Origin of the sequence: Streptomyces sp. NPDC090022 (assembly GCF_044748145.1) — a bacterium.
Lineage (GTDB): Bacteria > Actinomycetota > Actinomycetes > Streptomycetales > Streptomycetaceae > Streptomyces.
In genome coordinates this window covers 1-23,674 of the sequence record NZ_JBIVFN010000029.1, presented here as the reverse complement: position 1 = coordinate 23,674, position 23,674 = coordinate 1, and the positions used below count along the sequence as shown (strand labels likewise).

Sequence of the window (23,674 nt, the reverse complement as noted above, 5' to 3'; positions counted from 1 at the left end):
GGCCGCCCCGACCCCGGCCCGCCGATGTCGTCGACTTCCTCGACACGGATCTGCCCCGCCATGCGCGCAGCCTGCACGACGACATCGCGATGCTCGCGATCGCCCCGCACGACGGCGTCGGGCCGCGGGGCGGCCTCACCCCCGGGGCTCGGGTGCGGGGGTGATGCCCCGGGTGGCGGAGCGCAGGGCGAAGGCCATGACCACTTCGAACACGCCGAGCAGGACGAGCCACAGTCCGAGCAGGCGGGTCAGGGCGACCGCCGACTCCACCGGGAAGCAGAGCACCACGATGCCGGCGACGGCGCCCAGGACGCCGAGGCCGAAGAGCAGGCCACGGTGCATGAGGGCGCGGTCGGCGATCGCGACGTACGCCGTGAGCACGCCGGTCATCAGCCAGAACACCCCGACGATGAGCGACAGTGCGCCGATCGTCTGCATGGGATGGCGCAGTACGAGGACGCCTGCCAGGAACGCCAGCATGGCGATCAGGATGCCGGCCAGCCTGCTGCCGCCGCCGTCGCCGCTGTGCGAGAAGGCCGCGACGAAGCGGAAGGCACCCGCGACCAGGAACTGCAGGCCGATGATCACGGCCAGGATGTGCAGCGTCTCGTCGGGCCAGACCAGCACCAGAATGCCGGGGACGAGGGTCGCGAGGGCGAGGCCGAGCGCCCAGTGCCACGAACCTCCGAGCTGCTTGAGAGCGTCCTCGGGATCGCTTTGCGCGCGGTGCGGGGCCGCGTCGGGGGATACGGTCATCACGCCTCCCACCTTGTTAACCTTTGCCCCATTTTAGGGCGGTAGGGTGTGCCCCGCCGTTCCGGCAGGTCCGCGACCCCCGGCCGCCGGCGCCGGACCGCCGCGGCGTCAGTCGCCGGTCAGGGTGAGCGCCAGCTTGCCCATGACCCGGCCGTCCAGGAGGTGCCGGACGGCCGCGGCGGTCTCGGTGAGCGGGTAGACGTGGTCCACGGCGGGGCTGAGCGTGCCCGCGTCGATGAGCGAGGTGAGGTCGCGCAGTCCGTCGGCGTGCTCGGAGGAGATGAACGTGCCGAGGTGCTGTGGGGTGAACGGGGACAGCAGCTGCGCGCGGAGCTGCCGGTCGGTGCCGCCGAGCCAGGGTCCGTCCGTCTCACCGCCGGTGATGACCAGCGTGCCGCGGGGCGTGAGGGCGCGGCGCAGGTCCCGCAGGCTGCGGTTGCCCGCGATGTCGATGACGGTGTCGTAGCGACGGGGGCCGGCGAGGAAGTCCTCGCGCGTGTAGTCGATCACGCGATCGGCGCCGAGCGCCCGTACGAAGTCGAGTTTGGGGGTGCTCGCCACCGCCGTGACCTGGGCGCCGAAGGCGTGCGCGAGCTGGACGGTGAAGGTTCCCACGCCGCCGGCGGCTCCCGTGATCAGGACCTGCCGGCCCTCCCGGACCCTGCCCTTGTCGCGGACGGCCTGCAGCGCGGTGAGCGCGCTGACGGGCACCGTCGCCGCCTGCTCGAAGGTGAGTCCGGCGGGCTTGGGGGCGATCCTGTCGGGGCGTGCGACGGCGTACGCGGCGAACGCGGCGGGTGCCGTGCCGTAGACCTCGTCGCCGGGTGCGAACCCCGTCACTCCGGGGCCGACCGCCTCGACGACACCGGCGACGTTGCGGCCGGGGTTGGGGAGCTTCGGCCTGCGCATCCCGCTGACGGGCCGGACCGCGTACGGCAGACCGGCCATCATGTGCCAGGTGCCCCGGTCGACGCTGGAGGCGCACACCCGTACCAGCACCTGGCCCGGTCCGACGCGGGGCCGGGCCAGTCGCGCCGTGCGCAGCACGGCCTCGGGTTCGGTGCCGTAGCGCTCCTGCACGACAGCCGCCATCGTCTCGGTCTCACCGGTGGTCGCTATCGACCCGCTCGTGTTCCGCATCGGTGCTGCTCCCGGTTCCATCTCTGCTGTACTTACGGCGTAAGTGCAGGCTTACGCCGTAAGTACAGCACTTACGGCGTAAGCTCGTCAACGCCGGGAGACCATGAGAGGAAGTGACCGTCCACGTGACCCCCCGTACCCCCGCGCAGCCGACCCGCGAGCCGCTCACCCGGCAGCGGGTGCTGCGGGCCGCCGTCGGGCTCGCCGACGCCGGCGGCCTGGAGACGCTCAGCATGCGCAAGCTCGGCGAGGCCGTCGGAGTCGAGGCGATGTCCCTGTACAACCACGTCGCCAACAAGGAGGACCTGCTCGACGGCATGGTGGACCTGGTCTTCGGTGAGGTCGAGCTGCCCGCGCCGGGCGACGACTGGCGGCCGGCGATGCGGCAGCGGGCGGTCTCCATGCGCCAGGTGCTCGCCCGCCACCCCTGGGCGATCGGGCTGATGGAGTCGCGGTCCACTCCCGGACCGGCCACGCTGCGCCACCACGACGCGGTGCTCGGCTGCCTGCGTCAGGGCGGGTTCACGCTCACGCTGACCGCCCACGCCGTCTCGGTCCTCGACAGCTACATCTACGGGTTCGCCCTGCAGGAGAAGACCCTGCCCTTCGGCTCCCCGGAGGAGACCGCCGAACTGGCGGGCTCCATCATGGGCGGTTTCGACGACGGCGCGTACCCGTACCTGACCGAGATCGCGACCGCTCACGTCATGCGTCCCGGGTACGCCTACGGCGACGAGTTCGCCTACGGACTGGAGCTGATCCTCGACGGCCTCCAGCAGGCTGCGGGCTGACGAGCCGGCACCGGGCGGTCCGCGCAAGGCCTACGGGGCCTGGTCGCCTGCGGTGTCGGGGAGGGCCGGGGCGGCCTGCGCCGGCGGGAGCTTCGCCCCGGCGGCGACGGCCCGCCGAGCGAGCCCGGCCCCCGTGGGGGCCGGGCTCGTGCCGGGCACCGTCGGTCAGGCGGTGCAGCGGATCATGGTCAGCGGCCGGTTCGCGGCGTAGTCCGCCCAGAACTCCTCGCCGAACTCGGCCACCCCGGCGTCCGAGACGTCCAGCCGGACCCATTCGATCCCGGTGAACCCGGCCGCCGTGAGCGTCTGCTCGTACGTCTCCTTCGACGGCGTCGTGGCCTCGAACGAGACCGGCGGGTCGAGCAGGGCCGTGAGCCGGATCCCCCGGCCGATCTCGTTGTCCTTGCCCGTCGCCTCGCACAGGAACCCGTACGGGGCCAGCGACGGGCCGTCGAAGTCGAACGCCGGGTCCATCACGAACAGGAAGAACGCGCCGCCCTCCACCAGGCTGCGCCGGATGTTGCGCATCATCCGCTCGATCTCGGCGACATCGCCGGCGTAGTTGAACGCCTGCACGGCCACGGCGATGTCGAAGGGCTGGTCGAACGTGCGCAGGGTCGCCGTGTCGGCGACCTCGTAGTCGATGCCGAGGGACTCGGACCGCTCGCGGTCCTCGGCCGCGTCGATCATCGCACTGGAGATGTCGAACCCGAGGACGCGGGAGGCCCCGCGGCGCTTGAGCTCGCGGCTGTAGAAGCCGGTACCGCAGGCGACGTCGAGCACGGACCTGCCGGTGACGTCGCCGATCAGGGCGAGGAAGCCCGGTACCTCGGCATGGCGGATGACGGGCAGGGTCTTGAAGCCTTCAAAGGCTTCACCGATGCCGTCGTACAACTGACCACTCATCGTGGTTCCCCCTCGATTTGTGGCGTCGGCTCCCACAACGAGCCGCGGCCCTCGCCGAGAAGTCTTCTCCAAGATCCAAAGGACTTCGTACGGGCGGAACCTACCAACCTGCCGGGACGGGCACCGAGATGCGTCCAAACGAGGGCCCGGTCGTGAAGGGCGGGCGGTGCCCGGACGCCCGGGCCGCGCGCACCCCCCGGTGCCGTCCGTGCGCCCCGTGGCGCGCCCGGCGATTTCGCGTCGTCCGCGCCCGGGGGCCGCCGTGCCGCGGGCAACCCCGTCAGACTTGTGCCGTCGGCATGCCCGGTGCACGGGTGGTGCCGCCCGGTGCACCGGTGGCGCTGCCCGGTCCGTTGTGGCGGGCGACCGGAAGTAGTCCGTTTACATCACCACTTGTCGCGACATCCCACGGCGCCCGATCCCCGCTGCCAGGATGCGGGCTGGTTCCACGCATCCCGCCCAGGCCTGCCCGGGAGAACCCATGGCGTTGTCGCTCAAAGACCTGCTCGACCTGTTTCCGAACGACGGCGGAGACTTCCTGCTGCCCGTGGAGCAGCTCGGGGACATCCCCGGCATCGGCCCGCTGCTGGAGACCTGGCTGGCCACCTCCGACCTCACCGTGGGCGGCTCGATACCCAACCGTGGCGAGGTGACCGTCACGGGTACGTACTCGTTCGAGGTCGTCCTCGGGCCCTGTCCGGTGCTCGTCTCCTTCACGGTCGATCCCGCCCAGACCGTGACCGGGATGTCGCTGGACTTCACCCTGCCGGCGACCGAGTCCGACTCCGGCGAGGAGGACGACTTCGCCCCGCACCTGGTGCTGTCCGCCGGGGCGCAGGGGCTGTCCGCCGCGCTCGTGCTCGCCTTCGCCGGCGCGGACGGCGAACGCAAGACCATGGAGTTCACCGCCTCCATGCAGGACACCACGCTCGTCGGGGACTGGTCCTCCGAGGAGGGTGTGTCCTGGAACGACGTCGCCCACGCGATCGGCAGCGCACCGGCCGGCCTCCCGGACGCGCTGGTTCCCGTCCTGACCCAGGTGGCGTTCGCGTACGACAAGCACAAGCGGGCGTTCGTGTTCTCGGCCCGCACCGAACACGTCCAGCTCGCCTTCGCCTCGCTGCCGCAGCGGGCCGGCACCGGCACGGCCGGGCCCCGGATGCGTGCCGTCCTGCTGCAAGGGGTGTACGAGGCGGGGCTCGGCGACCTGCCGTCGGTCGGCGACCACGCCCCCGTCGACGGCGATCTCGTGTTCGCGGGCCTCCAGGCGTTCCACCTCTCCGCTGCGCTGACCGTCCGCAAGGTCAAGAGCCTCAACGACCTGATGGGCAACGTCGGTGTCCAGCTGGGCCTGCCCAGCCGTGCCCTGACCGCCGGCGCGTCCCTGGCCGTCTCCGCCGGCATCGCCACGACTGTGAAGAACTACGGCCTGGTGTATCCGCTGCGCCGCCGCCAGCCGGCCCCGCCGCCCACGCCGGCCCCTTCCCCGCCGCCGCGCGGGCAGCTCGCCCGGCGCGCGCAGGGGCCGCAGGAGCCGCAGGAGCCGCAGGAGCCGCAGGAGCCGCAGGAGCCGCAGGACGAGACGGCCCGGGCCAGCGTCCCCGTCGACGCCGAGTTCGGCCCGCTGCGCGTCGCCGAGATCGGGCTGTCGTACGCGGACGGCACCGCCCGGATCGCCCTCGACGCCACGCTCGACGCCGGGGGGATCGAACTCAGCGTCTCCGAGCTCGGGTTCACCGTCGACCTGGGGCGCGGGGAGTGGTCCTTCCGGCCCACCCTCAGCGGGCTCGGGCTCACCTACGACGTGCCACCGCTCAAGATCGGCGGCGCCTTCCTCGTCAAGGAGTCCGAGCCGCCGTACGACATGCTCTTCGCGGGCATGGCCGTGATCGAGGCGCGGGTGGCCGCCATCAAGGTGCTCGGCGCCTATGCCCGCGCCGAGGGCGGCTACCCGTCCCTGTTCCTGTACGGGGTCCTGGCCGGCCGCAAGGGCCTGGGGCCGCCGCCGTTCCAGATCCGCGGCATCGCCGCCGGCTTCGGGTACAACAGCGCGGTCCGGGTCCCCGCGCCGGCCGAGACCCCGTACTTCCCCTTCATCTCCGAGCTCGGCCACGGCGGTGAGGAGCGCCCGCCCCTGGAGGTCCTGGACGATCTCCTCGACGGCACGGGCGGCCGTCCCCCCTGGCTGGCCCCGGCCCAGGGCCGGGTGTGGTTCGCCTTCGGCCTCGACTTCACCGTCTTCCAGCTGGTCCAGGGCCAGGCGCTGGCCCTGGTCGAGTTCGGCGACGAGTTCACCGTCGCCGTCCTGGGGCTGGCCACCGCCGCGTTCCCGGTGCGGCGCGGCTCCGGCGGGCCCACGTACGCCCAGGTCCAGCTCGCCCTCCAGGCGCTGTACACCTCCCGCGACGGCATGCTGGCGCTGGCGGCGGAGCTGACGCCGCAGTCGTACGTCCTGGACCCGGAGTGCCGGCTGACGGGCGGGCTCGCGTACCGGACCTGGTTCGCCGGGCCGCACGAGGGCGACTTCGTCTTCACCCTCGGCGGGTACCACCGGGACTTCGAGCCGCCCGCCCACTACCCGGTGGTGCCGCGGCTGGGCTACACGTGGGGCATCTCCGACTGCGTCACCGTCCGCGGCGAGGCGTACTGCGCGCTGACCCCCTCGGCGTTCATGGCCGGCGGACGGCTGGAGGTGTCGTTCCACTCCGGGATCGTCGACGCGTGGCTGACCGCCCGGATGGACGTGCTGATCCAGTGGAAGCCCTTCCACTTCCGGCTCGGCGTCGGAGTGCGCATCGGTTTCGCTGTCGACCTGTGGCTGTTCACCGTGCGCGGCGAGGTCGGCGTCGACCTCGACCTGTGGGGGCCGCCGGTGGGTGGTATCGCCACCGTCCATCTGTGGTGCATCGACTTCGACGTGGCGTTCGGGGCGAGCGGCGCGCGCACACCCGACCCCGTCGGCTGGGCGGAGATGCAGGAACAGCTCCCGGCACGCGACCAGATGCTGCGCATCACCCCGCTCACCGGGATCCTGCCCGAGGACGAGAGCGTCCGGGCCCGGCGCGCGAACGCCGGGGACGACCGCTGGGTGGTCTCCGCCGACGGCTTCTCCTTCGCCACCGCCACCGCCCTGCCGGCCTCGGAGGCGACGGCCGGGTCCGGGCGGGCGCAGGGCAAGGCGCTCGACGTCCGGCCGATGGACGTCACCGGGCTGGAGTCCGTGCACCGCCTGACGGTACGGCTGGGCAGCGCCCCGTTCGACCCGTTCGATCCGTCCGTTCCCGAGGAGCGGCGCTGGCGGCTCGAACCGGTCACGGCGAACGTCCCGGAGGCGTTGTGGGGCACCGGTGCCCCGGCGGACTCCGGCACCGCGGCATCCCGCACCGCGGAGTCCGGGCTAATCCCGGATCAGCTGATCGGGCTCGGCGTCACGGTACCCGGGCCGGTGGACGGCCCGGCCCCGGGCCTGATGACCGACGTCGCCCTCGGGTTCGAGGAGCTGGACTCCAGCGACGCGCTGCCGGTCTCCCCCGCCGACCGGCCCACCGGACCCGTCCCGCAGCGCTGGGAGCCGGGCCGGCCCACCCCCGTCTCGGTGATCGCCGCCGGGATCGCCACCACCACGGTGCCCGCCCGGGACGCCCTCCACGCCGAACTCGCCTCGCTCGGCGTGGCACCGCCCTCGCACGACCGGCTGGACGGCTTCGCCGCGCTCGCCGACAGCACGTTCACCGCCGAACCCCTGACGATCTGAACCACGCGAGGGAATCCGCCATGGCCCAGCCCGACGCTTCCGGGGACACGCCCGAGCCCCGGTTCGACATCCACTTCCACGACGACCACATCGCCCCGGCGCCCGCCGGGCTCTACGAGCTCACGCTGGAGCACGAGGTCGCCGGCGACAAGGTCGGCTCGGACAAGCTGCCGCCCGTTCGGCAGGAGTTCGAGATCCGGGCGCCCCAGTTCACGCTGGACGAGTCCTTCGTCCACGCCCTCCACCCGGCCCCCGCCGCCGTCGGCTCCTTCGAGCGCGTCCTGCCGCACATCACCTTCAACCGGCTGATCCTGCCGTGGGAGCGCACGCTCGACCCCGCCGAGACCGGTTTCCCCTGGCTCGCGCTGCTCCTGTTCGCCGAGGAGGAACTGCCCGGGGACCCCAAGGCCCAAGGGCACGTCGACACCAGGACCGTACGCGGTCTCCTCACCCCTGACGACTCCGGCGTCCTGCGCCCCGGCATCACGCTCGACGACGTGCCGGCGGAGCTGCACGACAGCACGTGCACCACCATCGACGTGCCGTCGGAGGTCTTCGCCGCCCTCGTGCCCCGCCGCGCCGACCTGCCGTTCCTGTGCCACGTGCGCAAGGTCCGCGACCGGCGGGCGGCCGTGCGGCTGGCCTCCGGGGAGGTCCTGGAGGCGGGTGACCACTCCGTGGTCGTCGCCAACCGGTTCCCCCGTACCGCCGGGCGCCATGTCGCGCACCTGGTGTCGCTGGAGGGGTTCGCCGAGCACGTCGACGGCGTACGGCCCGAGGAGCCCGCCGTGCGGCTGGTGTCCCTGCGCGCGTGGTCCTTCGAGGCGCGGCCCGACCCCACGGGGCACTTCGACGCGCTCGTGCGGCACATGGCCGAGGATCCGGCCGGCCTCGGACTGCGGCTGCCGTACGGGCGGGCCGGGAGCGGGCGTACGGCCGCGACCGAGCGCCTCGATCTCGGGTACGCGCCGGTGGACTACGTTCTGCCGTCGGGCGAGCGGACGTTCGCCTGGTACCGCGGTCCGTTCACCCCGGTCGTGGCGCCGGCCGCCCCCCGGCCCGCCGCGGGCTGGCAGTCGGTGGACGAGGCCCTGGTCTACGTCGCCGGTACCGGGGTCTTCGACGTCGGCCACGCCGCCGCCTTCGCACTCGGGCGCGCGCTCGCCCTGTCCGACCAGAACCTGGCGAGCGCGCTGTCGGCCTTCCGGTCCCGGGCCCGGCACATCGCCGGACGCGCCCTGATGCGTACGGCGACGCCGCTCGCGGCGGGCCCGGCGCTGGCGCGGTTCCACGAACTGATGGAGGGCCGGCTCGGCGACCGTGTGCACGCCGCGGCGACCGCCGCCCCGGCCGGGTCGCGGGCCGGCGCGGGGACGCCGGCGCCCCGGCGGCGTGCGGGCGGCGTACCCCGGCCGCCGGCCGTGGAGGCGCTCCTCGGCGCGGCCGCGCGGGACGGCGGGCCACCGGACGGCGGGCACCGGGACGACGGGTCCCTGGACGGCGGGTCCCTGGACGGCGGGTCCCTGGACGGCGGCCGGCGGGAGCTGCTGCGGCAGGCGCTGACCGAGCACCTGGAACCGCTGCTGGGCGCGGTCGACCAGGTGCGGCTGCTGGCCGCCACCCCGCTCGGCCATCTCGTCCCCGACTCCCGCATGCTGCCGCCCGAGAGCCTGCGCTTCTTCCACGTCGACGCGCAGTGGTGCGAGGCGCTGCGCGACGGCGTGCTCAGCACCGGCCTGGGCACCTCCCTCGACGTCGCCGTGGGCCGGCTCGCCCGGGAGGCGCTGGCCGAGCCGGAGCCGCTGACCGGGCTGCTGATGAGGTCCACGCTCGTACGGTCGTGGCCCGACGTCGTCGTCGAGCCGCGCCTGACCGGCGGCGGCAGCGGTGAGGGGGAACTCCTCGACATCGTCCACCGGGTCGTCATCGGACCCGACCTGCTGCTGTGCCTGTTCGACGGCGTCCCCGACGAGGTGCGCCTGCGCGAGCCGCACGAGGGCATCCACTTCGGCATCGACGGCGAGGACCGCATCGGGCTGCGCCGGCTGACCGACCCGGTCGGGGAGTCCCTGGGCGACGGCGTGGTCTTCCCGCCGGCGGGCGAGGCGGGCGTCAGCCGCTTCCTGCGTCCCGTCGCCGAGGACGGGGAACCGCAGGTCCTCGATCTCGCCGCGGGCGCCGACCCCCTGGTCCCCGCCCTGGGCGCGGCCCTGCGGGCGGCCGGTCAGCTCGACCCGGACGAGGACCTCTCCCCCGGCGCGTTCGCGGTCGAGCTGGTCAACGCCCCGCAGCGCATCTCCTTCACCCCCGCCCAGCCCAGCGCCCGGTCCGGCCGACAGTGAGGAACCGCTCCATGGCCTCCCAGCCGCCCCTGATCGTCCCCGTCCAGGTGGACGCCCTCCTGGTGAACAGGCGGGTCCGTGACAACGAGCCCCACCGCCGCTGGTACCCCGAGTTCGACCGGCTGGACCGGCGCTACCCGCCCGAGCCCGACCCGTTCCAGAGCTCCTCGTCGGGCAAGCCGGGCCTCGGCGTCCACCTGCACTGGCTGCTGCCCGACGCGCTGCGGCGCGGCCGCCAGGACGGACCGGCCGGCCGGCTGGAGTTCCCGGCCGTCCCCAACCGCTGGCTCGTCGTCCGCTACAGCCGGCCCGCCGCGCGGCCCGGCGAGCCGCCCACGGCGACCGGCTGGGTCGTCGACAGCGACTACCTCAGCTACGACGACGGCACGTCCCCCTTCCTCGACCCCTTCGCCGAGGGCCTGGAGGAGACGTACATCGGCCGCGCCCACGACCTCTCCGACGGCCCCTGGACCGAGCCCGGCGGACGCCGGAAGTTCCTCACCGCGATCGGGCCGGGGCTGCCGACGTTCGCCGGCTTCCAGCCGTACAACGAGAACGTCTTCTCCCTGCACGACCCGCTGCGGGGGCTGACCGAACCCTCCCTGATCAGCTACGCCGTGGCCGGCTGGTACTCCGACCCGACCTGGGACATCCTGCACGCGCCGCCGGCGGGGGACGTCCGGGCGCTCCTGGAGCACCTGCGGTGGTCGACCACCGACCCCGCGCTCACGCCCACCCGGTCGTTCTGCGCGGGGACCGCCGTCGGCCTGCGCTGGGAGCCGGACGGCGACCGTCCGGAATCCGACAAGCCCGACGTACGCGAGGTCGACGTGGCCGTCGGGCATATCGTCACCGACGCCGAGACCGCCCTGCACCCGCCCACCGGGGACGACCCCGAGGCGGCGCTGCTGTGGCGGGCGTTCGTCTACGACCTCCTGGACGTGCTCGACGACGGCGGCGAGGACGCCCTCGAACACGCCACCCGGCGCACCTGGTTCGGTGCCGAACCCGGCGGCTACACCTGGCGCATCGTGGACCGCCCCGCCCCGCCGGAGGGCGCCTGGCCCCAGCGGTCCGCGCGGCAGATCGCCGAGGAGCGGCAGTGGCTGGCCGAGCTCAACGAGGTCCAGGACGAGCACGACGCGGCCTGCCGCGAACTGTCCCACCTCCAGCGGCGCCTGTACGGGCTGTGGTGGCTGCGCGGCCGGGAGAACCGGCCGGCGGGCTGGGACGTGCTGTGCGACGCCCAGCTGGAGCCCGGCACCGAGGGTTCGCTGGCCCAGCAGGTCCGCCGGCAGCTCGTCACCGTCTTCGGCGACGCGGCCGGCGGCGCCAACGGGCAGGAGGGCGACGGCGGGCTGCGCGCGCGCATCCCGTGGGGCGACACCGCCGGGGACCTGGCCGACGCGGTCGAGGACTATGCCGACCGGCACCAGCTGGCGCCGGGCCGGGAGCTCCAGCGGTGCGCCGATCCCGCGTTCCACAGCACCCCGGACCCCTCGGTGATCGTACGAGGGGCCAGGATCGACCGCCCGCTCACCGACGAGAACGCCCTGCCCTGCCGCGTCGCCACCGAGGCGGTGACCGAGGTCCTCATCGACGGGGAGATGGCGCGGCCGCCCGCCGATCCGCCCGCCCCGGACCTGTCCGGACTGCCCGAACCCGGCGTACTGGCCGCGCTCCTGGGGGAGTTCTTCCTGCTCGACCGGGCCGCCGTCACCCCGGGCGCCGACCCCGGCAGGACCGCCCTGGAGGAGGCGCTGGCCTCGCCCGAAACGCACGTCAGCGGGGTGATCGCCCGCTGGACGCGGCCGTGGCGGCAGCCCTGGTCGCCCCTGCACCTGATCTGGAAGATGAACTGTTTCCCCACTCCGTACCGCAGTGGCGACGACGACAACTGGCACTTCGACGGGACCCGCTACCGGTGGAAGGGCACCAACGCCGTACTCGACCCGGGGGTCCTCACCGGGCGCGCGCTGCTGAGTCCGCTGCCCGGCTTCGACACCCGGGCCCGGCTGGCGCAGCACGCCGACACGCACCCGCGCGGGCCCGTCGCCGAGCTGCGCGAGCTGCGCGCCCGGGCCGAGGAGTGGGACCAGCTGTCGCAGCGCATCGACGGGGTCAACCACTGGCTGGCCCAGCACTCGCCCGCCTTCAACATGGTTCCGTCCGACGAGCTCGGTGACCTCGTGGACAACAGCCGCTCCCGGGTGCCGCTCGGCGACGTGCCCGACCCGGGGCCCGCGTCCGGCTCCGGCCCCCGTGAGTTCCGCCCGGTACGGGCCGGCCAGCTGGCGTTCGAACAGCTCCACGTCATCGACCGGTTCGGCCGCTCGCTGGCGGTGATCAGCCCGGACAACGTGGATTCCTACCCGGTACTGCGCGCGCTCAGCGTGACCCCCGACATCCCGGTGTTCCCGGAGAACGAGTACCGGTACGTCGAACTGCCGCCCCGGCTCATCCAGCCCGCCCGGCTGCGTTTCGACTTCGTCTCCGCGCGGGACGACCACCACCAGGTGGACGTGGACGCCGGACCGCGCGAGGCCGCGGGCGAGAGCCCGGTCTGCGGCTGGGTGATCGCCAACCATCTGGCCGGCTCGCTGCTCGTGCACGCCCCGGAGGGCCACGGCCTGGGCGAGATCCGGCTCGTGCTGGACACCGGGCACCGGCGGATCGCCGCCTGGTACCCGCTGCCCGACTCGCCCTACCCCGACCCGGATCCGGCGACCGGGTCCGGCCGGGAGTTCGCCGCCGACCTGCCCCACCTGCACGGCTTCGTCGTCGGCGTGCTGGACGGCGGCGAGGCCGCGTTCACCCAGCTCCTGGAGGTCGTCGACCGGTCCATGTCGGCGACCGTGCCCGGCGGGGACGACGACAGCCTCGCGGCCCTGGTGGGCCGGCCGATGGCGCTGCTGCGCTCCCGGCTGCGCCTGGAGCTGGACGGACCCGCCATGACCTCCTCGTCCTGGGACGAGGTGATCGCGCCGGAGCCGCCGGAGTTCACCTCGTACATGTGGAACGTCCGGCTGGGCGCCGGCGACATGCTCGGTGACGGGCTCGCCGGGTTCTATCTGGGCACCCGGTACACCCGGCTGCACGCCGTCCCGGAACCGCCGGCCCGGTCCACCGCCGACTACGCCGTCCCCATCGACGGCCTCGAGATCGCCCTGCCCGCCCGCCCCGCGTCGACGCCCGCCCGGCTGCGTGCCGACCGCGCCGAGGACGAGCGGAGCAGTGTCTGGGTGACCCTGCTGGCCGATCCGTGGGCCGCCGTGCACGCCGTCAGCGACATCCTGCCGGTCAGCCGGCTGCTGCTGCCGCCGACCTGGGTCCGCGAGCCCCTGAGTCGGATGAGGCTGGCGTTCCGCATGGGTCCGCTACTGGCGGGAACCCGCAGGGTGCCCGGGGAGGAGGGCTCGGCGCCGGCCGAACACGTGGTCATGCCCGGCCCGTCGGGCCGGCGGGGCACCTGGTCGTGGGCGGAGCCGGCGGCCGCGGACGGCGCGCTCCCGGCCGGGGGTCCCGGGTCGTGGACCACGCTCCCGCTGACCTCACCCGACGACGCACTCGCCCTGTCGGACACCACGCCCGCCGCCCGCACCGGGTTCCTCCAGCTCACCGGCGCGCTGGGCGAGACGGATGCGCCCCCCACCACCGGGAGCAGCTCATGACCACGGCCCTGCACTACAGCCTCCACACCAGTCCCGCCCCGCTACGGGCCGGCACCGAGGACGCCCCCGGGCGCGCCACGCTGCGGATCACCGTGGGCAACCCGGGCCCGGATCCGGTCAGTTGCGGGACGATCGCCCTGACCCTGCCGACCGGGGAGGGGAGCGAGGCGCTGACCGCCACACCGGGAACGATCACCGCGCGCACCGACGACGCCGGCTGGTCGGCGGAGCACCGGGGCGACGGGATCTTCCACGTACGCCCGGTCGCACCCGGCACCGCACTGGGGCCGGGCGCGCGAATCGTGGTCACGCTCGACGACGTCGCGGTGAACCGGGCCGTCGGGACGGTCACCCTCGGCGTCGGCGAGGTCGGGGATCGCGGCGTGACCGGGGGCGACGGGCCGGAGGGCTCGCCGCATCGGGCGGGCGCCGAGGCCCTGCGCCTGGTCAAGGCGGCTCCGACGGCGATGCTGGAGGACTTCCGGCCCGACCGGGTCACCGTCCCCAACGGCGAGACGGTGACGCTGACCTGGAAGTGCGACACGGAACCGGACTACGAGATCTTTTTCGCGGACCAGCGTCGTCCGGTCAACGGCTTCATCGATGCCGAGGGCAACGGGTCCTGGACCTCCCCCGCCCTGACCACCGCCACCGCGTTCATGCTGCTGGGTTCCACCGCGAAGGACGGCGTGCCCGTCACGTACGGTCTGACCGCGGCCGTGACCGTCGACATGCCCGATCTCGAGGTCGGCGACCTCGACGCCAACGGATCCGTGCGCCTCTTCGGCCAGGCCCAGGAGGTCGACTGGGGGACCGAGAGCGAGCCCACATCCTACGTCGCCGACACCGACGGCCTGATCACCGGCTACATCAAGACCACCCTCGACGGGGCTCCGGCGCACCTCAACGTGTTCGTCACCCCGCCCAACCTGCGGCGGCAGAAGTTCGCCACACAGTCCTGGGACGCCCGCGGCGGCACCGACAACCAGGAGGCGAGCCTGATCGTGCCCGTGCCCCGGGGCTCGGCGGTGCGGGTGATCCGACGAGGGGACGAGAACTTCACCGCCGCCCTCACCTGGTTCCCGTTCGGCACCGGCCCGCTGCGCGAACCCCAGTCCTGAACCCCGTACGCTCCGAGGAGACTTCGGCATGACCTGGAACGACACCACCGCGGACCTCGTGGCCCGCGGCATCGACGCCGCCTTCAGCATCCCGGACTCGGGCGGGTCCCGGGCCGCGGTCTTCATGGTCCGCGGCGGCTGGGCCGTCCAGTACGACGCCGCCTCGGTGGCCCCGCCCACCCGCGGAACCGCCCTGCGCGAGCTGTGGCCCAAGCTGCCCGCCGCCTATCTGAACGGGTTCGACGCCGCCTGCTCCACCGACACCGCCCGGGTGTACCTGTTCAAGGGCGCGACCTGCGTCCTGTACGACATGGAGCGCAACGAGCCGGTGGGCGGGTCCGGCCCGGTGCCGATCGGGGACAAGTTCCCCGGACTGCGCAAGGACGCCCCGGAGTTCGCCGACGGTGTCGACGCCGGCCTGCCGGCGCCGGACGGCACGGTGCACCTCTTCCGCGGCAGCCGGTGCGTCAACTACGACATCGAGTACGACGAGGTCGTGGTGCAGGGCCCGATCGCCGACATCTGGCGCAACCCCGCGTACCCCGACTCCGAGGTGTACGGCGGCGTCGCGGCCGCCTTCTCCCACCCGGCCACCAGCAACGGCTACCTCCTGACCACCGACGGCAAGCGCTACGTCGAGTGCGACACCGACCGGCACCGCGTCACCTCCGGCACCGAGCTGCTGCGGGACCGGTGGCCGTACCGCACGTTCCTCGGGGTGGTCGACAGCACCGAGGAGCTGCTGCGGGTGTTCGACGCCGACACCGGGCAGCAGATCCGGCAGGCCTCGATCGGCCGGTCCCAGAACGTCTCCTTCTCCCAGGACGGATTCCTCGCGCTGGCGCCCACGTACCAGTCGGGGCAGCTCGCCCTCGTGGACGTCACCGCCGGTACGCTCCAGACCGTGCCGGCCGGCTCGAACGCGTTCGGCCTGGGGGTCCTGCCCGACGGCTCCGCCGCGTACGTCGGCAGCCTCGACGGGCCGGACATCCGGGTGATCGACCTCGCCACCGGCGCCTCGGTCCCGGTGGACGTCGGCAGCGACACCACCGCCCTGCTGCCCTCCCCCGACGGCCGTCACGTCCACGTCACCTGCCGGTCCACGGACGACGTGGCCGTGGTGGACACCGCCACCCGTCAGGTGGTCCGGCGCGCGGACGGCGGCTTCCGGCCGACGGAGGCGGCGATCACCCCGGACGGCTCGGTGCTCGGTCTGGTCAACCGCACCTCGGGCAGCAGCTTCGTCGCCCTGGTGAACGCGGCGGGCGGGGGCGGGCCGCGGCTGGTCGAGGTCGGGCGGGACCTGTCGTGCGTGGCGCCGTCCCCGGACTCCCAGCTCTTCTACGCGGCGGATCTCGGCCCCGACGTACGGGTGATCCACATCGCGACGGCGAGCGTGGTGGACTCCGTCCGGGTGGAGGGCGAACGCCCGAACTCGGTGGTGGTCTCCCCCGACGGCGCGTACCTCTTCGTCGTCGGCTACCGCGGGAGCTCGGTGAAGAAGATGTCGCTGTCCGGCGGGGAGGAAGTCGCCTCGTTCCCGCTCGGGGCCCAGTTGTTCGAGTACGCGTACCTGGGCATCGGCCCGGCGTGGGGCTGAGGGGAGCGGGGCAGGCGCCGGTGGACGGGTACGACGCGACGGCCCCCCTGCTGACGTACACGCTGGAGACCGATCCGGCACCGCTCCAGGTCGCGCAGGGCCCGACGCCGACGCCCCAGACGCTGCGGATCACCGTCACCCACCACGGGAACGACGAGGTCACCGTCGAGGAGATCCGGTTCTCCTTCCCGGTGGGCCTCGGGCCGGACGACCTGACGGCCAGCCCGGAGAACGCCGAGCCGCAGGTCGACGACAACAGGCGGTGGCGGTTCGAGTACGAGGAGGACAGCCAGTCGTACGTCCTGACCCCGCTGCGCAACCGCCCGCTGGATCCGGGCGATCAGCTGGAGCTGACGATCGCCTCCGTCGGGGTCAACCGGGAGGTCGGGACCAGCCGGCTGACCCTGGCCGAGAAGATCGAGGAGGGCGGGGAGACCCGGTACCAGGAGTGGCCGCTGGCCAAGGTGCCCGCGGGTTTCACGGTGGGCGACTTCCGGCCGGAGTACGTCCTGGTCCAGAGCGGCCGCTCCGCCGAGCTGACGTGGCGCGGCGACAGCCGGCCCGGGGCGACGTACACGATGCTGCACGACGGCGAGCCGGCCGATGTCACCGCCGTCCGCCGCTGGGTCTCCCCGGCGCTGCACCGCGACACGGCGTTCGCGCTGGTGGTGCGGGTCCGGGACGAGGCGGAGGGGGCGAAGGGAGGGGACGGGGACGCGGCGGAGGCCGAGTACGCGCTGACGACCCTGGTCACGGTCGCGCGGCCCGACCTGGTCGTCAACGACCTCACGGTGCGGGGGCGCGCGACGCTCACCCGTCTGCCCGTCGAGTTCGGCCTGGGGGAGGCGGACGAACGGGTCTGCACGGCGGAGACGGACGGCTTCCTCGTCGGTCACCTGATCGCCGAGGAGGACGTCGCGGGGGACGGTGCCCCGACCCTCACCGTCACCGTCTCCGCGGACGGCGCGGACCGCCGTACCAGCGTGCAGGCCCGCCAGGCCCCGCCCGATCCCGGCGACCCCGGTTTCCCCGGGGTCCGGCTGACGGCCGTCGTCCCCCGGGGGGCCGTGGTGACGATCGGCCGGTCGGGCACCGCCGCGAGCCGGTACCGGCTCGCATGGCTCCCCTTCGGTACCGGCGAGCTCAAGGAGCCGGCCGGCGGGGCGCCACTGGGCCCGCGTGCGGACCGGCCGGCGCGAAGGGAGTGAGGCACGCCGAGCCCGCGGCTGACAGGGCAGGCGGGGTGGTGGCGCGCGGCCGTGCGGGGGCCGCCCGTGGGCCGTCGCGCGGGGGCCGCCCGTGGAGCTACCCGCGGACCGCGGACGTGTCGGCCGCGACGCTGCGGCGTACCTGGTCCTCCTGGGCGAGACGCCGCAGCATCTCGAACACCGGGGCGCAGATCGCGAAGACGATGACGGCGCGCTCGGCCAGCGCCACCGGGTCGTCGAGGCCGGCCGCGCGCTCGAGGTCCAGCCGGGCCACCTGCTCGGCCAGCCGCGCGTAGGCGACGAGCTCGCCCGGGGCGTACCGGGCGTCCAGCCGGCACAGCGCCTCCAGCGCCGTCGTCAGCCCCTGCACGTGCGGTGATGTGCCGGGCACCTGCCAGTCCAGGGCCGCGAGCAGCTCCGCCACCTCGGTGGCCGCGGCGCCCGCGCCCGCGCCGGCCTCGGCCCCGGCGTCCTCCTCGTCGTGGCCCGCGGCCCGCTGGGCGGCGACCGGCACCGGCAGGGCGTAGCTGACCGCTCCGAGGGCGCCCTCGGAGCGGTCAGCCTGGTCGACGGCCCCGAGCACCTCACGGGTGGCCGCGATGGACAGGCCGCCCAGGGTGGTCAGCGCCTTGATCAGCCGCAGCCGCTGCGCGTGCTCCTCGCCGTACTCGGCCAGGGTCGCGGCCGTCGCCCGCCCCGCGGGCAGCAGCCCCTGGCGCAGGAAGTATTTGATGCTGGCGACCGGTACGCCGGTGCGCCGGCTGAGCTCCGAGATCTTCATACGGCTTCCCTGCTGGTCACACGGTCCGGTGCCGGTCGTCGACGATTGGACACCACAACAAGATACTGCCACTATCCAATGACTGGATACTTCAGGTATCCAGCCCAGGAACGCAGCCGAAGCCGCACCGGAGAATCGATGCCCCACCCCACTCCCCCCTCCGTGCTCCGCCGACCCCAGCTGTGGATCGTGACGGGGCTCATCGCCGCGGTCGTCTCGATCCTGTTCGCCCTGCTCTACGTCGGCGGCAACGTCGACCCCAGAGGCAACCTGCGCGACCTGCCCGTGGCCCTGGTCAACAGCGACCGCGGCGCGGACACGGGCGGCCGCCACGTCAACCTGGGCGAGCAGGTCGTCGCCGGCGTCCAGAAGGCCGCGAAGGGCGACCGGAGCATCGACTGGCAGGTCGTCAGCCGCGCGGAGGCGGACAAGCGGCTGGGCCAGGGCAAGGTCTTCGGCGCCCTTGTCATACCCGCCGACTACTCCGCCACCGTGGCCGCGCTCACCGCGCCGCAGCCGGCGCCCCCGGGCAAGGCCGCACCGCCGACCCTGACCGTGCTGACCAACCAGGCGGCGGGCAGCATCGGCTCCTCCATGGCTTCCCAGGCCGCCCAGAAGGCCGCCCACACCGCCTCCACCCAGCTGGGCCAGGAACTCCTCCAGCAGGCCGGCTCCCAGAAGACCCCGCTCCCGACGGCCGCCCAGCTCACGCTGGCCGACCCGGTGACCGTGAACGTCGCCGACGGCCACCCCGTCGGTGCCCGCAGCGCCATGGGGCTGAGCGCCTTCTACTACGCACTGATTCTGGTCGTCTGCGGCGTGCTCGGCGCCAACCTGGTCAACTCCCAGGTCGACACCGCCCTGGGCTACCTGCACGCCGATTTCGGCCCCATCCGCAAGCGCGAACCGGTCCAGCACACCAGCCGCGTCCGCACCCTGGCGATCGGTATCGCGCTCATGCTCGGCCTGTCCGTGGTGATGGGCACCCTGGTCGAGGTCGCCACGGTCGGCATCCTCGACATGGACGCCTCCCATCTCGGCCTGCTGTGGCTGTACTCGGTCGCCACCATCGCGGTCGTCGGCATCGGCGGCCTGGCCCTGTTCGCCGCCTTCGGCGCCCCGGGCATGCTGGTGGCCACCATCGTCTTCATCGCGATGGCCGTCCCCTCCTCCGGCGCCACCGTGCCGGTGCAGGCGCTGCCCGGGTTCTTCCGCGCCCTCGCCGAGTTCGAGCCGCTGCGCCAGGTCACCGAGGGCCTGCGGTCCCTCTTCTACTACGGGGCGCAGGCCGACGCGGGCCTGACCCGGGCGTGGACGGCGATGGCCGTCGCCCTGGTCGCCGCGCTGATCTTCGGCTTCGCCGTCGCCCGCCTCTACGACCACCGCGGCCTGCACCGCATCCCCCTCCCGACCCCCGGAACCGAACCCGGGCGCGGGGCCGAGCCGGCGGCCGAGTCCGGAACCGTGCCGGGCACCGGGTCGGGGGCCGAGTCGGGCGCCGACTCGGGGGCCGGGTCCGGGACCCCCGGGTCCCCTGAACCCCGGCAGCCGCAGGCGAGTTCACCGACCGCCGGTCAATGACGATGCCTCGCGCCCGTTCCGTATCCCGGGCGGGCGCGAGGCCTTATGCTCCTGAACGGTGACGGGTCGAGTTCAGGGGGAATGCGAACACATGTCCGTCGAAACGTACTGGGGAAAGAGCGACGACGAGTTGTACCTGTTGCTCGGGGCGCAGCTCCTGGGTGAGGGACTGGGACTTTCTCCCGAGGACGAAGAGGAAAAACGCCGGTTCGGGAAGCAGTGGTTCGCCAACAAGCACCGTGAGATGCAGCGCAGGATCTGCCATCACGAACGGACCCAGGCACTGATCGGAACGTCGGGATCCGACCGGCTCGTCGACGCGTACGCGATCGAGGAGCTGGTCGGGGAGTTCGCCGGGGACCCCGCGACGGCCGCGCTGATCGCCGTACTGGTCGCGAGGGTCGGACTCGGGACGTTCTGCCGGAACGCGCCGGCCCGCCCATGAGGACCATGGCGGACCAGCAGTGCGAGCTGATCCAGGCGGATCGCGAAATGGCGCTGGAGGAAAAGCGGCAGCAGATGCGCGAACTCGGGGCGCACGAACTGCTCCAACAGCTCGACACCGTCTACGGCAATCTGCGGCAGAGTTCCTGGTTCAAACCGGACAGTGATTTCTCGGTCGGCTATGTGGACAGGGTGGCCGATGATGTGAAGGCCGCGATGGCCGCTCTCGGGGTGGGCGGGGAAAAACTCGAATCGGTGCGCATCGTCACCACCCTCCATGAGGAGGTGTCGGCCCGGCTGAGGCCCTTCCCCGATGGGTCGGGCCTGGTCATCGTCGCGGACGGCTTGATCGGAACGTGCTCCTCCTACAGCCATTACATCGCTCTCTCCGGCCACAGATGGCTCGACTGGCGGAGCCTGCGCGCGAGCGTGAAGACCCGTATGTACGAGAACCCGGACGTCCTCACCGGCATGCTGCGCTACAGCACGACCAACCAGCGGGTCGCCGGTGCGACGACCCAGCTGGACGTGCGGCTGGGCCCACGGGGCCGGCAGACCGCGTGGCACCTCTCCGAACAGGCCTACCGGTTCGTGATCGGTCATGAGATCGCTCATCACGTGCTGGGGCACTCGCCGGCCGCGAGCTCCTTCGCCCCGGACGAGGACCTCTCGGCCTGTTCCGAGAACGAGCGCCGGGAAAGGGATGCGGACCTGCTCGCCTTCCGAGCTGTCCGGCAGGCCGGACTGATGCAGAACGACGGCGTGCTGCGGGCTGCGGTCGCCGTGCAGCTGGCCGAGACGGGCGTACTGATCGCGATGCTCGCCCTGTACCTGACCGAGCAGGCGCTGTTCGTCCGCCGCGGCTGTACGCATCCACCGGCCGCCACCCGGGCGGCCTGGCTCCTGAAGGAACTGGGAGCCCGCAGGCAGAAGTCCCTGCAGAGACTCCTGCGCATTCCGCGGGAGGCGACAGCGGCCGCGGCGGACATGTCGGAGAGCGCCCGACCCTTCTCATGGGAGACGCTGCAGGCGGCTCCGGTCCGCAGCCACATGCCCCCGTCGCACATGGACGCCATCGGCTGGCTGGACGCATTGCAGTGCCTGCCGGGGCGCGCGCACGTGTATCTGCTGGAGGAGGCGGGCGCCGGATGGCTCGGCGAAGGCGCACGGCTCGCCGCCGCGGGGAAACCGGCGGCGGCCCTGCGTCACTGGGGTGTGGAGGAAGACACCGTCGATGTCGTGTGCGATGCCGAGAGGGCGCTGGCGTTCTTCACGCTGAAGGAGCACATCGCCGGATCCTTCACCGCCCGGGGCGTCGCGGACGATCTGGTCCTGCCCTATTCCGTGTCGGCGGCCACGCTGGCCGCCTCCGCGCTCCGTCCCCGGGGTGGGTGACCGGCGTCCGGGCGGGGGCGTGGCGGGCGGCGGAAGGCGGCACGGTAGGCGCTCGGGCGGTGGCCGGTGTGGCGGGCGAAGAGGGCCGCGAAGGTGCCGGGGTCCTGGTAGCCGACGGCCGCGGCGACGGCGGCGACGGTGCGGTCGGTGGTCTCCAGGAGGTGGCGGGCGCGGCGTACCCGGGAGGCCTGCAGATGGGCCAGCGGGCTGCGGCCGGTCTCCTCGGCGAAGCGGCGCAGCAGCGTGCGGGTGCTGACCCCGAAGGCGTCCGCCAGTGCGGCGAGGTCGTACCGCTCGGCGAGGTTCTGGTCGAGCCGGCGCATGACCCGCTGGGAGAACTCCCGGCCGGGCTGCGGCAGGAGCCTGGGGTCGACGTACGGCGCCTGGGAGGTCCGCGCGTCGTCGACGAGCGCCACGCGGGCGGTGGTACGGGCCACCCGCGCACCGTTGTGCCGGCGGATCAGGTCCAGCGCGAAGTCGTACATGGCGCTGAACGCGGCCGTGGTCGTCACCCCCGTGTCGGTGACGACCAGGTGCTCGGGCCGTACGTCGGCTGCCGGCCGGCGCCTGGCCAGTTCGCCGGCGTACAGCCAGGAGGTGGTGGCGCGGCGCCCGTCGAGCAGCCCGGCCTCGGCGAGCAGGAACGCGCCGACGCAGAGGGAGACGACGGCGGTCCCGGCGGCGGCCTGCGCGCGGATCGCCGCGATCTCGGGGGCGAGCCGGGCGAGCCGGGCGTCGAGATCGGCGTCCGGGCGCAGTTCGAAGCCGGGGACCACGAGGACGTCGACATCGCGCAGGGGGCGTACGTCCAGGACCGCGCCGCCCGAGGCGGTGACCCGGCGGCGGGGCGAGACGACCGACACCCGGTAGCCGGGCGCGTACGGTCCGGCGACGTGCCCGGCCATGGTCAGCAGATCGGGGACGCCGAACACTTCGGACGCGAAGCAGTCCGGGTACGCCAGGACCCCGACCCGCAGCGCGCCCGGCCCGGGGCCCGGACCCGCACCGTCCGCCGGCTGCCACGCCGTCCGCTCCACTGCTCCCGTACCCCCCTCTACAGCCCGGCCCCGGCCGCCTTCCGCGCGTGGCGAGACTACCCCCGGCCCTGGCGATCCCGCCCCTCCCCCGGCGGCTGCCCGGGTCCCAGGCTGGCCCCATGAGCGACGACGATCCGATCACCGACTTCACCCGCCGGACCGTGACCGTGGAGGGGGTGGCGAAGGCCGTGTACGTGGCCGGGACCGGGCCCGCGGTCGTGGTGATGCCCGAGATGCCGGGCATCAGTCCCGACGTGCTGCGGCTCGCGCGCTGGGTACGGGACGCGGGCTTCACCGTCCACGTGCCCTCCCTGTTCGGGACCGACGGCGCCTTCCCCACGGTCGAGGGCGGCCGGGACGTGGTCCGCCGCGCCTGCGTGAGTGCGGAGTTCCGCGCCTTCGCCGGGGGCGGCACCAGCCCGGTGACGGCCTGGCTGCGCGGGCTGGCGCGCCAGGCCCACACCGCCTGCGGGGGCCCCGGGGTGGGCGCGATCGGCCTGTGCTTCACCGGCAACTTCGCCCTGACCATGGCCCTGGAACCGGCGGTGATCGCGCCGGTGGTCAATCACCCGTCGCTGCCGCTCGACGACCCCGGCGGGCTCGAACTCGACGCGGCGGACGCACGCGCGGTGCGCGACCGGCTCCACCGCGACGGACTCACCGTCCTCGCCTATCGCTTCGAGGGCGACCGCTGGTGCACGGGGCAGCGCTTCGCCGCCTACCGCGCGCTGCTCGGCGACGCCTTCGACGGGCGGGTCCTGCCGGACGGCGCCGCCAACCCGGCCCCGCCGCCCTTCTTCGCCGACCTGGTCGGCACCCCGCACAGCGTGGTCACCGCCCACCTCGTCGACGAGGCCGGACACCCCACGGTCCGGGCCCGCGACGAGATCCTCGCCTTCCTCACCAGCCGCCTGCGACCGCACGGGAACCGGTCGCTGCCCGCCACCTGACCGGGCGGCGGCGCGGGGCCGCGGACGCGCGGACGCCCGGCCGGGTGATCCGGGCCGGGCGTCCGCGCGTACCTGCGTGTGTCCGCTGTCCGCTGGTGGCTCAGTACCAGTGGTTGGCCTGCCAGAAGTTCCAGGCCTTGACCGGGCTGCCGTAGCGCTCGTTCATGTAGTCCAGGCCCCACTTGATCTGGGTGGCC

At 73.6% G+C, this 23,674-nt stretch carries 16 protein-coding genes and 1 pseudogene; 11 read left to right on the top strand and 6 right to left on the bottom strand.

All coding sequences use genetic code 11. The annotated features are described in order from the left end of the window. Window positions 1-135 precede the first annotated feature (135 nt). Together ACIPXB_RS32160 and ACIPXB_RS32155 are read right to left on the bottom strand one after the other, a co-directional pair. Entirely contained in the window at window positions 136-756 is a 621-nt protein-coding gene (locus tag ACIPXB_RS32160) for an HdeD family acid-resistance protein (protein WP_401455649.1), read from the bottom strand. Window positions 757-864: 108 nt separating this feature from the next. Beyond that, window positions 865-1,896 carry an NAD(P)-dependent alcohol dehydrogenase gene (locus tag ACIPXB_RS32155; RefSeq protein ID WP_401455647.1) on the bottom strand — a complete coding sequence of 344 codons (1,032 nt, stop codon included), beginning with the start codon at window positions 1,894-1,896 and terminating at the stop codon, window positions 865-867. A gap of 125 nt (window positions 1,897-2,021) precedes the next feature. Here ACIPXB_RS32155 and ACIPXB_RS32150 point away from each other — a divergent pair, with 125 nt between their 5' ends. Continuing rightward, window positions 2,022-2,687 carry a TetR/AcrR family transcriptional regulator gene (locus ACIPXB_RS32150; protein ID WP_401455646.1) on the top strand — a complete coding sequence of 222 codons (666 nt, stop codon included), beginning with the start codon at window positions 2,022-2,024 and terminating at the stop codon, window positions 2,685-2,687. A 165-nt stretch (window positions 2,688-2,852) separates the two neighbouring features. Here the strand turns inward: ACIPXB_RS32150 and ACIPXB_RS32145 are convergent, their stop codons facing one another. Beyond that, window positions 2,853-3,593 (bottom strand): class I SAM-dependent methyltransferase, encoded by a 741-nt coding sequence (locus ACIPXB_RS32145; protein ID WP_401455644.1) that lies wholly within the window; start codon window positions 3,591-3,593, stop codon window positions 2,853-2,855. A 481-nt stretch (window positions 3,594-4,074) separates the two neighbouring features. Here ACIPXB_RS32145 and ACIPXB_RS32140 point away from each other — a divergent pair, with 481 nt between their 5' ends. Genes ACIPXB_RS32140 through ACIPXB_RS32115 form a run of 6 tightly spaced genes read left to right on the top strand, consistent with a single transcriptional unit; the run spans window position 4,075 to window position 17,289 of the window. Then, window positions 4,075-7,347, top strand: a complete 3,273-nt coding sequence (locus ACIPXB_RS32140; protein ID WP_401455641.1) for a DUF6603 domain-containing protein — start codon at window positions 4,075-4,077, stop codon at window positions 7,345-7,347. A gap of 20 nt (window positions 7,348-7,367) precedes the next feature. Then, window positions 7,368-9,689 carry a hypothetical protein gene (locus ACIPXB_RS32135; RefSeq protein ID WP_401455639.1) on the top strand — a complete coding sequence of 774 codons (2,322 nt, stop codon included), beginning with the start codon at window positions 7,368-7,370 and terminating at the stop codon, window positions 9,687-9,689. Window positions 9,690-9,700: 11 nt separating this feature from the next. Then, a complete protein-coding gene (locus ACIPXB_RS32130) occupies window positions 9,701-13,360 on the top strand; it encodes a hypothetical protein (protein ID WP_401455638.1) in 3,660 nt (1,219 codons plus the stop codon). Then, window positions 13,357-14,481 carry a hypothetical protein gene (locus ACIPXB_RS32125; RefSeq protein WP_401455635.1) on the top strand — a complete coding sequence of 375 codons (1,125 nt, stop codon included), beginning with the start codon at window positions 13,357-13,359 and terminating at the stop codon, window positions 14,479-14,481. The genes ACIPXB_RS32130 and ACIPXB_RS32125 overlap by 4 nt, the downstream gene beginning before the upstream one ends. Before the next feature lie 28 nt (window positions 14,482-14,509). Beyond that, window positions 14,510-16,081 carry a cell surface protein gene (locus tag ACIPXB_RS32120; protein ID WP_401455633.1) on the top strand — a complete coding sequence of 524 codons (1,572 nt, stop codon included), beginning with the start codon at window positions 14,510-14,512 and terminating at the stop codon, window positions 16,079-16,081. Next, window positions 16,072-17,289, top strand: coding sequence for a hypothetical protein (locus tag ACIPXB_RS32115; RefSeq protein WP_401455631.1), 1,218 nt, complete (start codon window positions 16,072-16,074; stop codon window positions 17,287-17,289). Before ACIPXB_RS32120 ends, ACIPXB_RS32115 begins: the two co-directional genes overlap by 10 nt. A 97-nt stretch (window positions 17,290-17,386) precedes the next feature. Here ACIPXB_RS32115 and ACIPXB_RS32110 read toward each other — a convergent pair whose 3' ends face one another. Then, on the bottom strand, window positions 17,387-18,070 hold the full coding sequence (locus tag ACIPXB_RS32110; protein ID WP_401455629.1) for a MerR family transcriptional regulator: 684 nt from the start codon (window positions 18,068-18,070) through the stop codon (window positions 17,387-17,389). A 162-nt stretch (window positions 18,071-18,232) separates the two neighbouring features. Between ACIPXB_RS32110 and ACIPXB_RS32105 the strand changes: the two genes are divergently transcribed. From ACIPXB_RS32105 to ACIPXB_RS32095, 3 genes are all read left to right on the top strand, one after another. Then, window positions 18,233-19,651, top strand: coding sequence for a YhgE/Pip domain-containing protein (locus ACIPXB_RS32105; RefSeq protein ID WP_401455627.1), 1,419 nt, complete (start codon window positions 18,233-18,235; stop codon window positions 19,649-19,651). A 91-nt stretch (window positions 19,652-19,742) separates the two neighbouring features. Beyond that, the gene (locus ACIPXB_RS32100) at window positions 19,743-20,096 is read left to right on the top strand and encodes a hypothetical protein (protein WP_401455625.1); all 354 of its coding nucleotides are present in this window, start codon (window positions 19,743-19,745) and stop codon (window positions 20,094-20,096) included. A gap of 5 nt (window positions 20,097-20,101) precedes the next feature. After that, window positions 20,102-21,490: a hypothetical protein gene (locus ACIPXB_RS32095; RefSeq protein ID WP_401455623.1), complete on the top strand. Its 1,389-nt coding sequence runs from the start codon at window positions 20,102-20,104 to the stop codon at window positions 21,488-21,490. Here the strand turns inward: ACIPXB_RS32095 and ACIPXB_RS32090 are convergent. Further along, on the bottom strand, window positions 21,433-22,527 hold the full coding sequence (locus ACIPXB_RS32090; protein WP_401455621.1) for a GlxA family transcriptional regulator: 1,095 nt from the start codon (window positions 22,525-22,527) through the stop codon (window positions 21,433-21,435). The genes ACIPXB_RS32095 and ACIPXB_RS32090 overlap by 58 nt on opposite strands. Window positions 22,528-22,646: 119 nt before the next feature. Between ACIPXB_RS32090 and ACIPXB_RS32085 the strand changes: the two genes are divergently transcribed. Further along, entirely contained in the window at window positions 22,647-23,477 is an 831-nt protein-coding gene (locus ACIPXB_RS32085) for a dienelactone hydrolase family protein (protein WP_401455618.1), read from the top strand. A 100-nt stretch (window positions 23,478-23,577) separates the two neighbouring features. Here the strand turns inward: ACIPXB_RS32085 and ACIPXB_RS32080 are convergent. Beyond that, a pseudogene (locus ACIPXB_RS32080) lies at window positions 23,578-23,674 on the bottom strand (lytic transglycosylase domain-containing protein); the annotation flags it as partial.

What these genes read in the sequence shown, in the direction of transcription:
- ACIPXB_RS32130 (WP_401455638.1), top strand. Translation starts at nt 9,701, where the DNA reads ATGGCCTCCCAGCCGCCCCTGATCGTCCCCGTCCAGGTGGACGCCCTC.
- ACIPXB_RS32125 (WP_401455635.1), top strand. Translation starts at nt 13,357, where the DNA reads ATGACCACGGCCCTGCACTACAGCCTCCACACCAGTCCCGCCCCGCTA.
- ACIPXB_RS32100 (WP_401455625.1), top strand. Translation starts at nt 19,743, where the DNA reads ATGTCCGTCGAAACGTACTGGGGAAAGAGCGACGACGAGTTGTACCTG.
- ACIPXB_RS32140 (WP_401455641.1), top strand. Translation starts at nt 4,075, where the DNA reads ATGGCGTTGTCGCTCAAAGACCTGCTCGACCTGTTTCCGAACGACGGC.
- ACIPXB_RS32135 (WP_401455639.1), top strand. Translation starts at nt 7,368, where the DNA reads ATGGCCCAGCCCGACGCTTCCGGGGACACGCCCGAGCCCCGGTTCGAC.
- ACIPXB_RS32120 (WP_401455633.1), top strand. Translation starts at nt 14,510, where the DNA reads ATGACCTGGAACGACACCACCGCGGACCTCGTGGCCCGCGGCATCGAC.
- ACIPXB_RS32155 (WP_401455647.1), bottom strand. Translation starts at nt 1,896, where the DNA reads ATGCGGAACACGAGCGGGTCGATAGCGACCACCGGTGAGACCGAGACG.
- ACIPXB_RS32085 (WP_401455618.1), top strand. Translation starts at nt 22,647, where the DNA reads ATGAGCGACGACGATCCGATCACCGACTTCACCCGCCGGACCGTGACC.
- ACIPXB_RS32095 (WP_401455623.1), top strand. Translation starts at nt 20,102, where the DNA reads ATGGCGGACCAGCAGTGCGAGCTGATCCAGGCGGATCGCGAAATGGCG.
- ACIPXB_RS32110 (WP_401455629.1), bottom strand. Translation starts at nt 18,070, where the DNA reads ATGAAGATCTCGGAGCTCAGCCGGCGCACCGGCGTACCGGTCGCCAGC.
- ACIPXB_RS32160 (WP_401455649.1), bottom strand. Translation starts at nt 756, where the DNA reads ATGACCGTATCCCCCGACGCGGCCCCGCACCGCGCGCAAAGCGATCCC.
- ACIPXB_RS32145 (WP_401455644.1), bottom strand. Translation starts at nt 3,593, where the DNA reads ATGAGTGGTCAGTTGTACGACGGCATCGGTGAAGCCTTTGAAGGCTTC.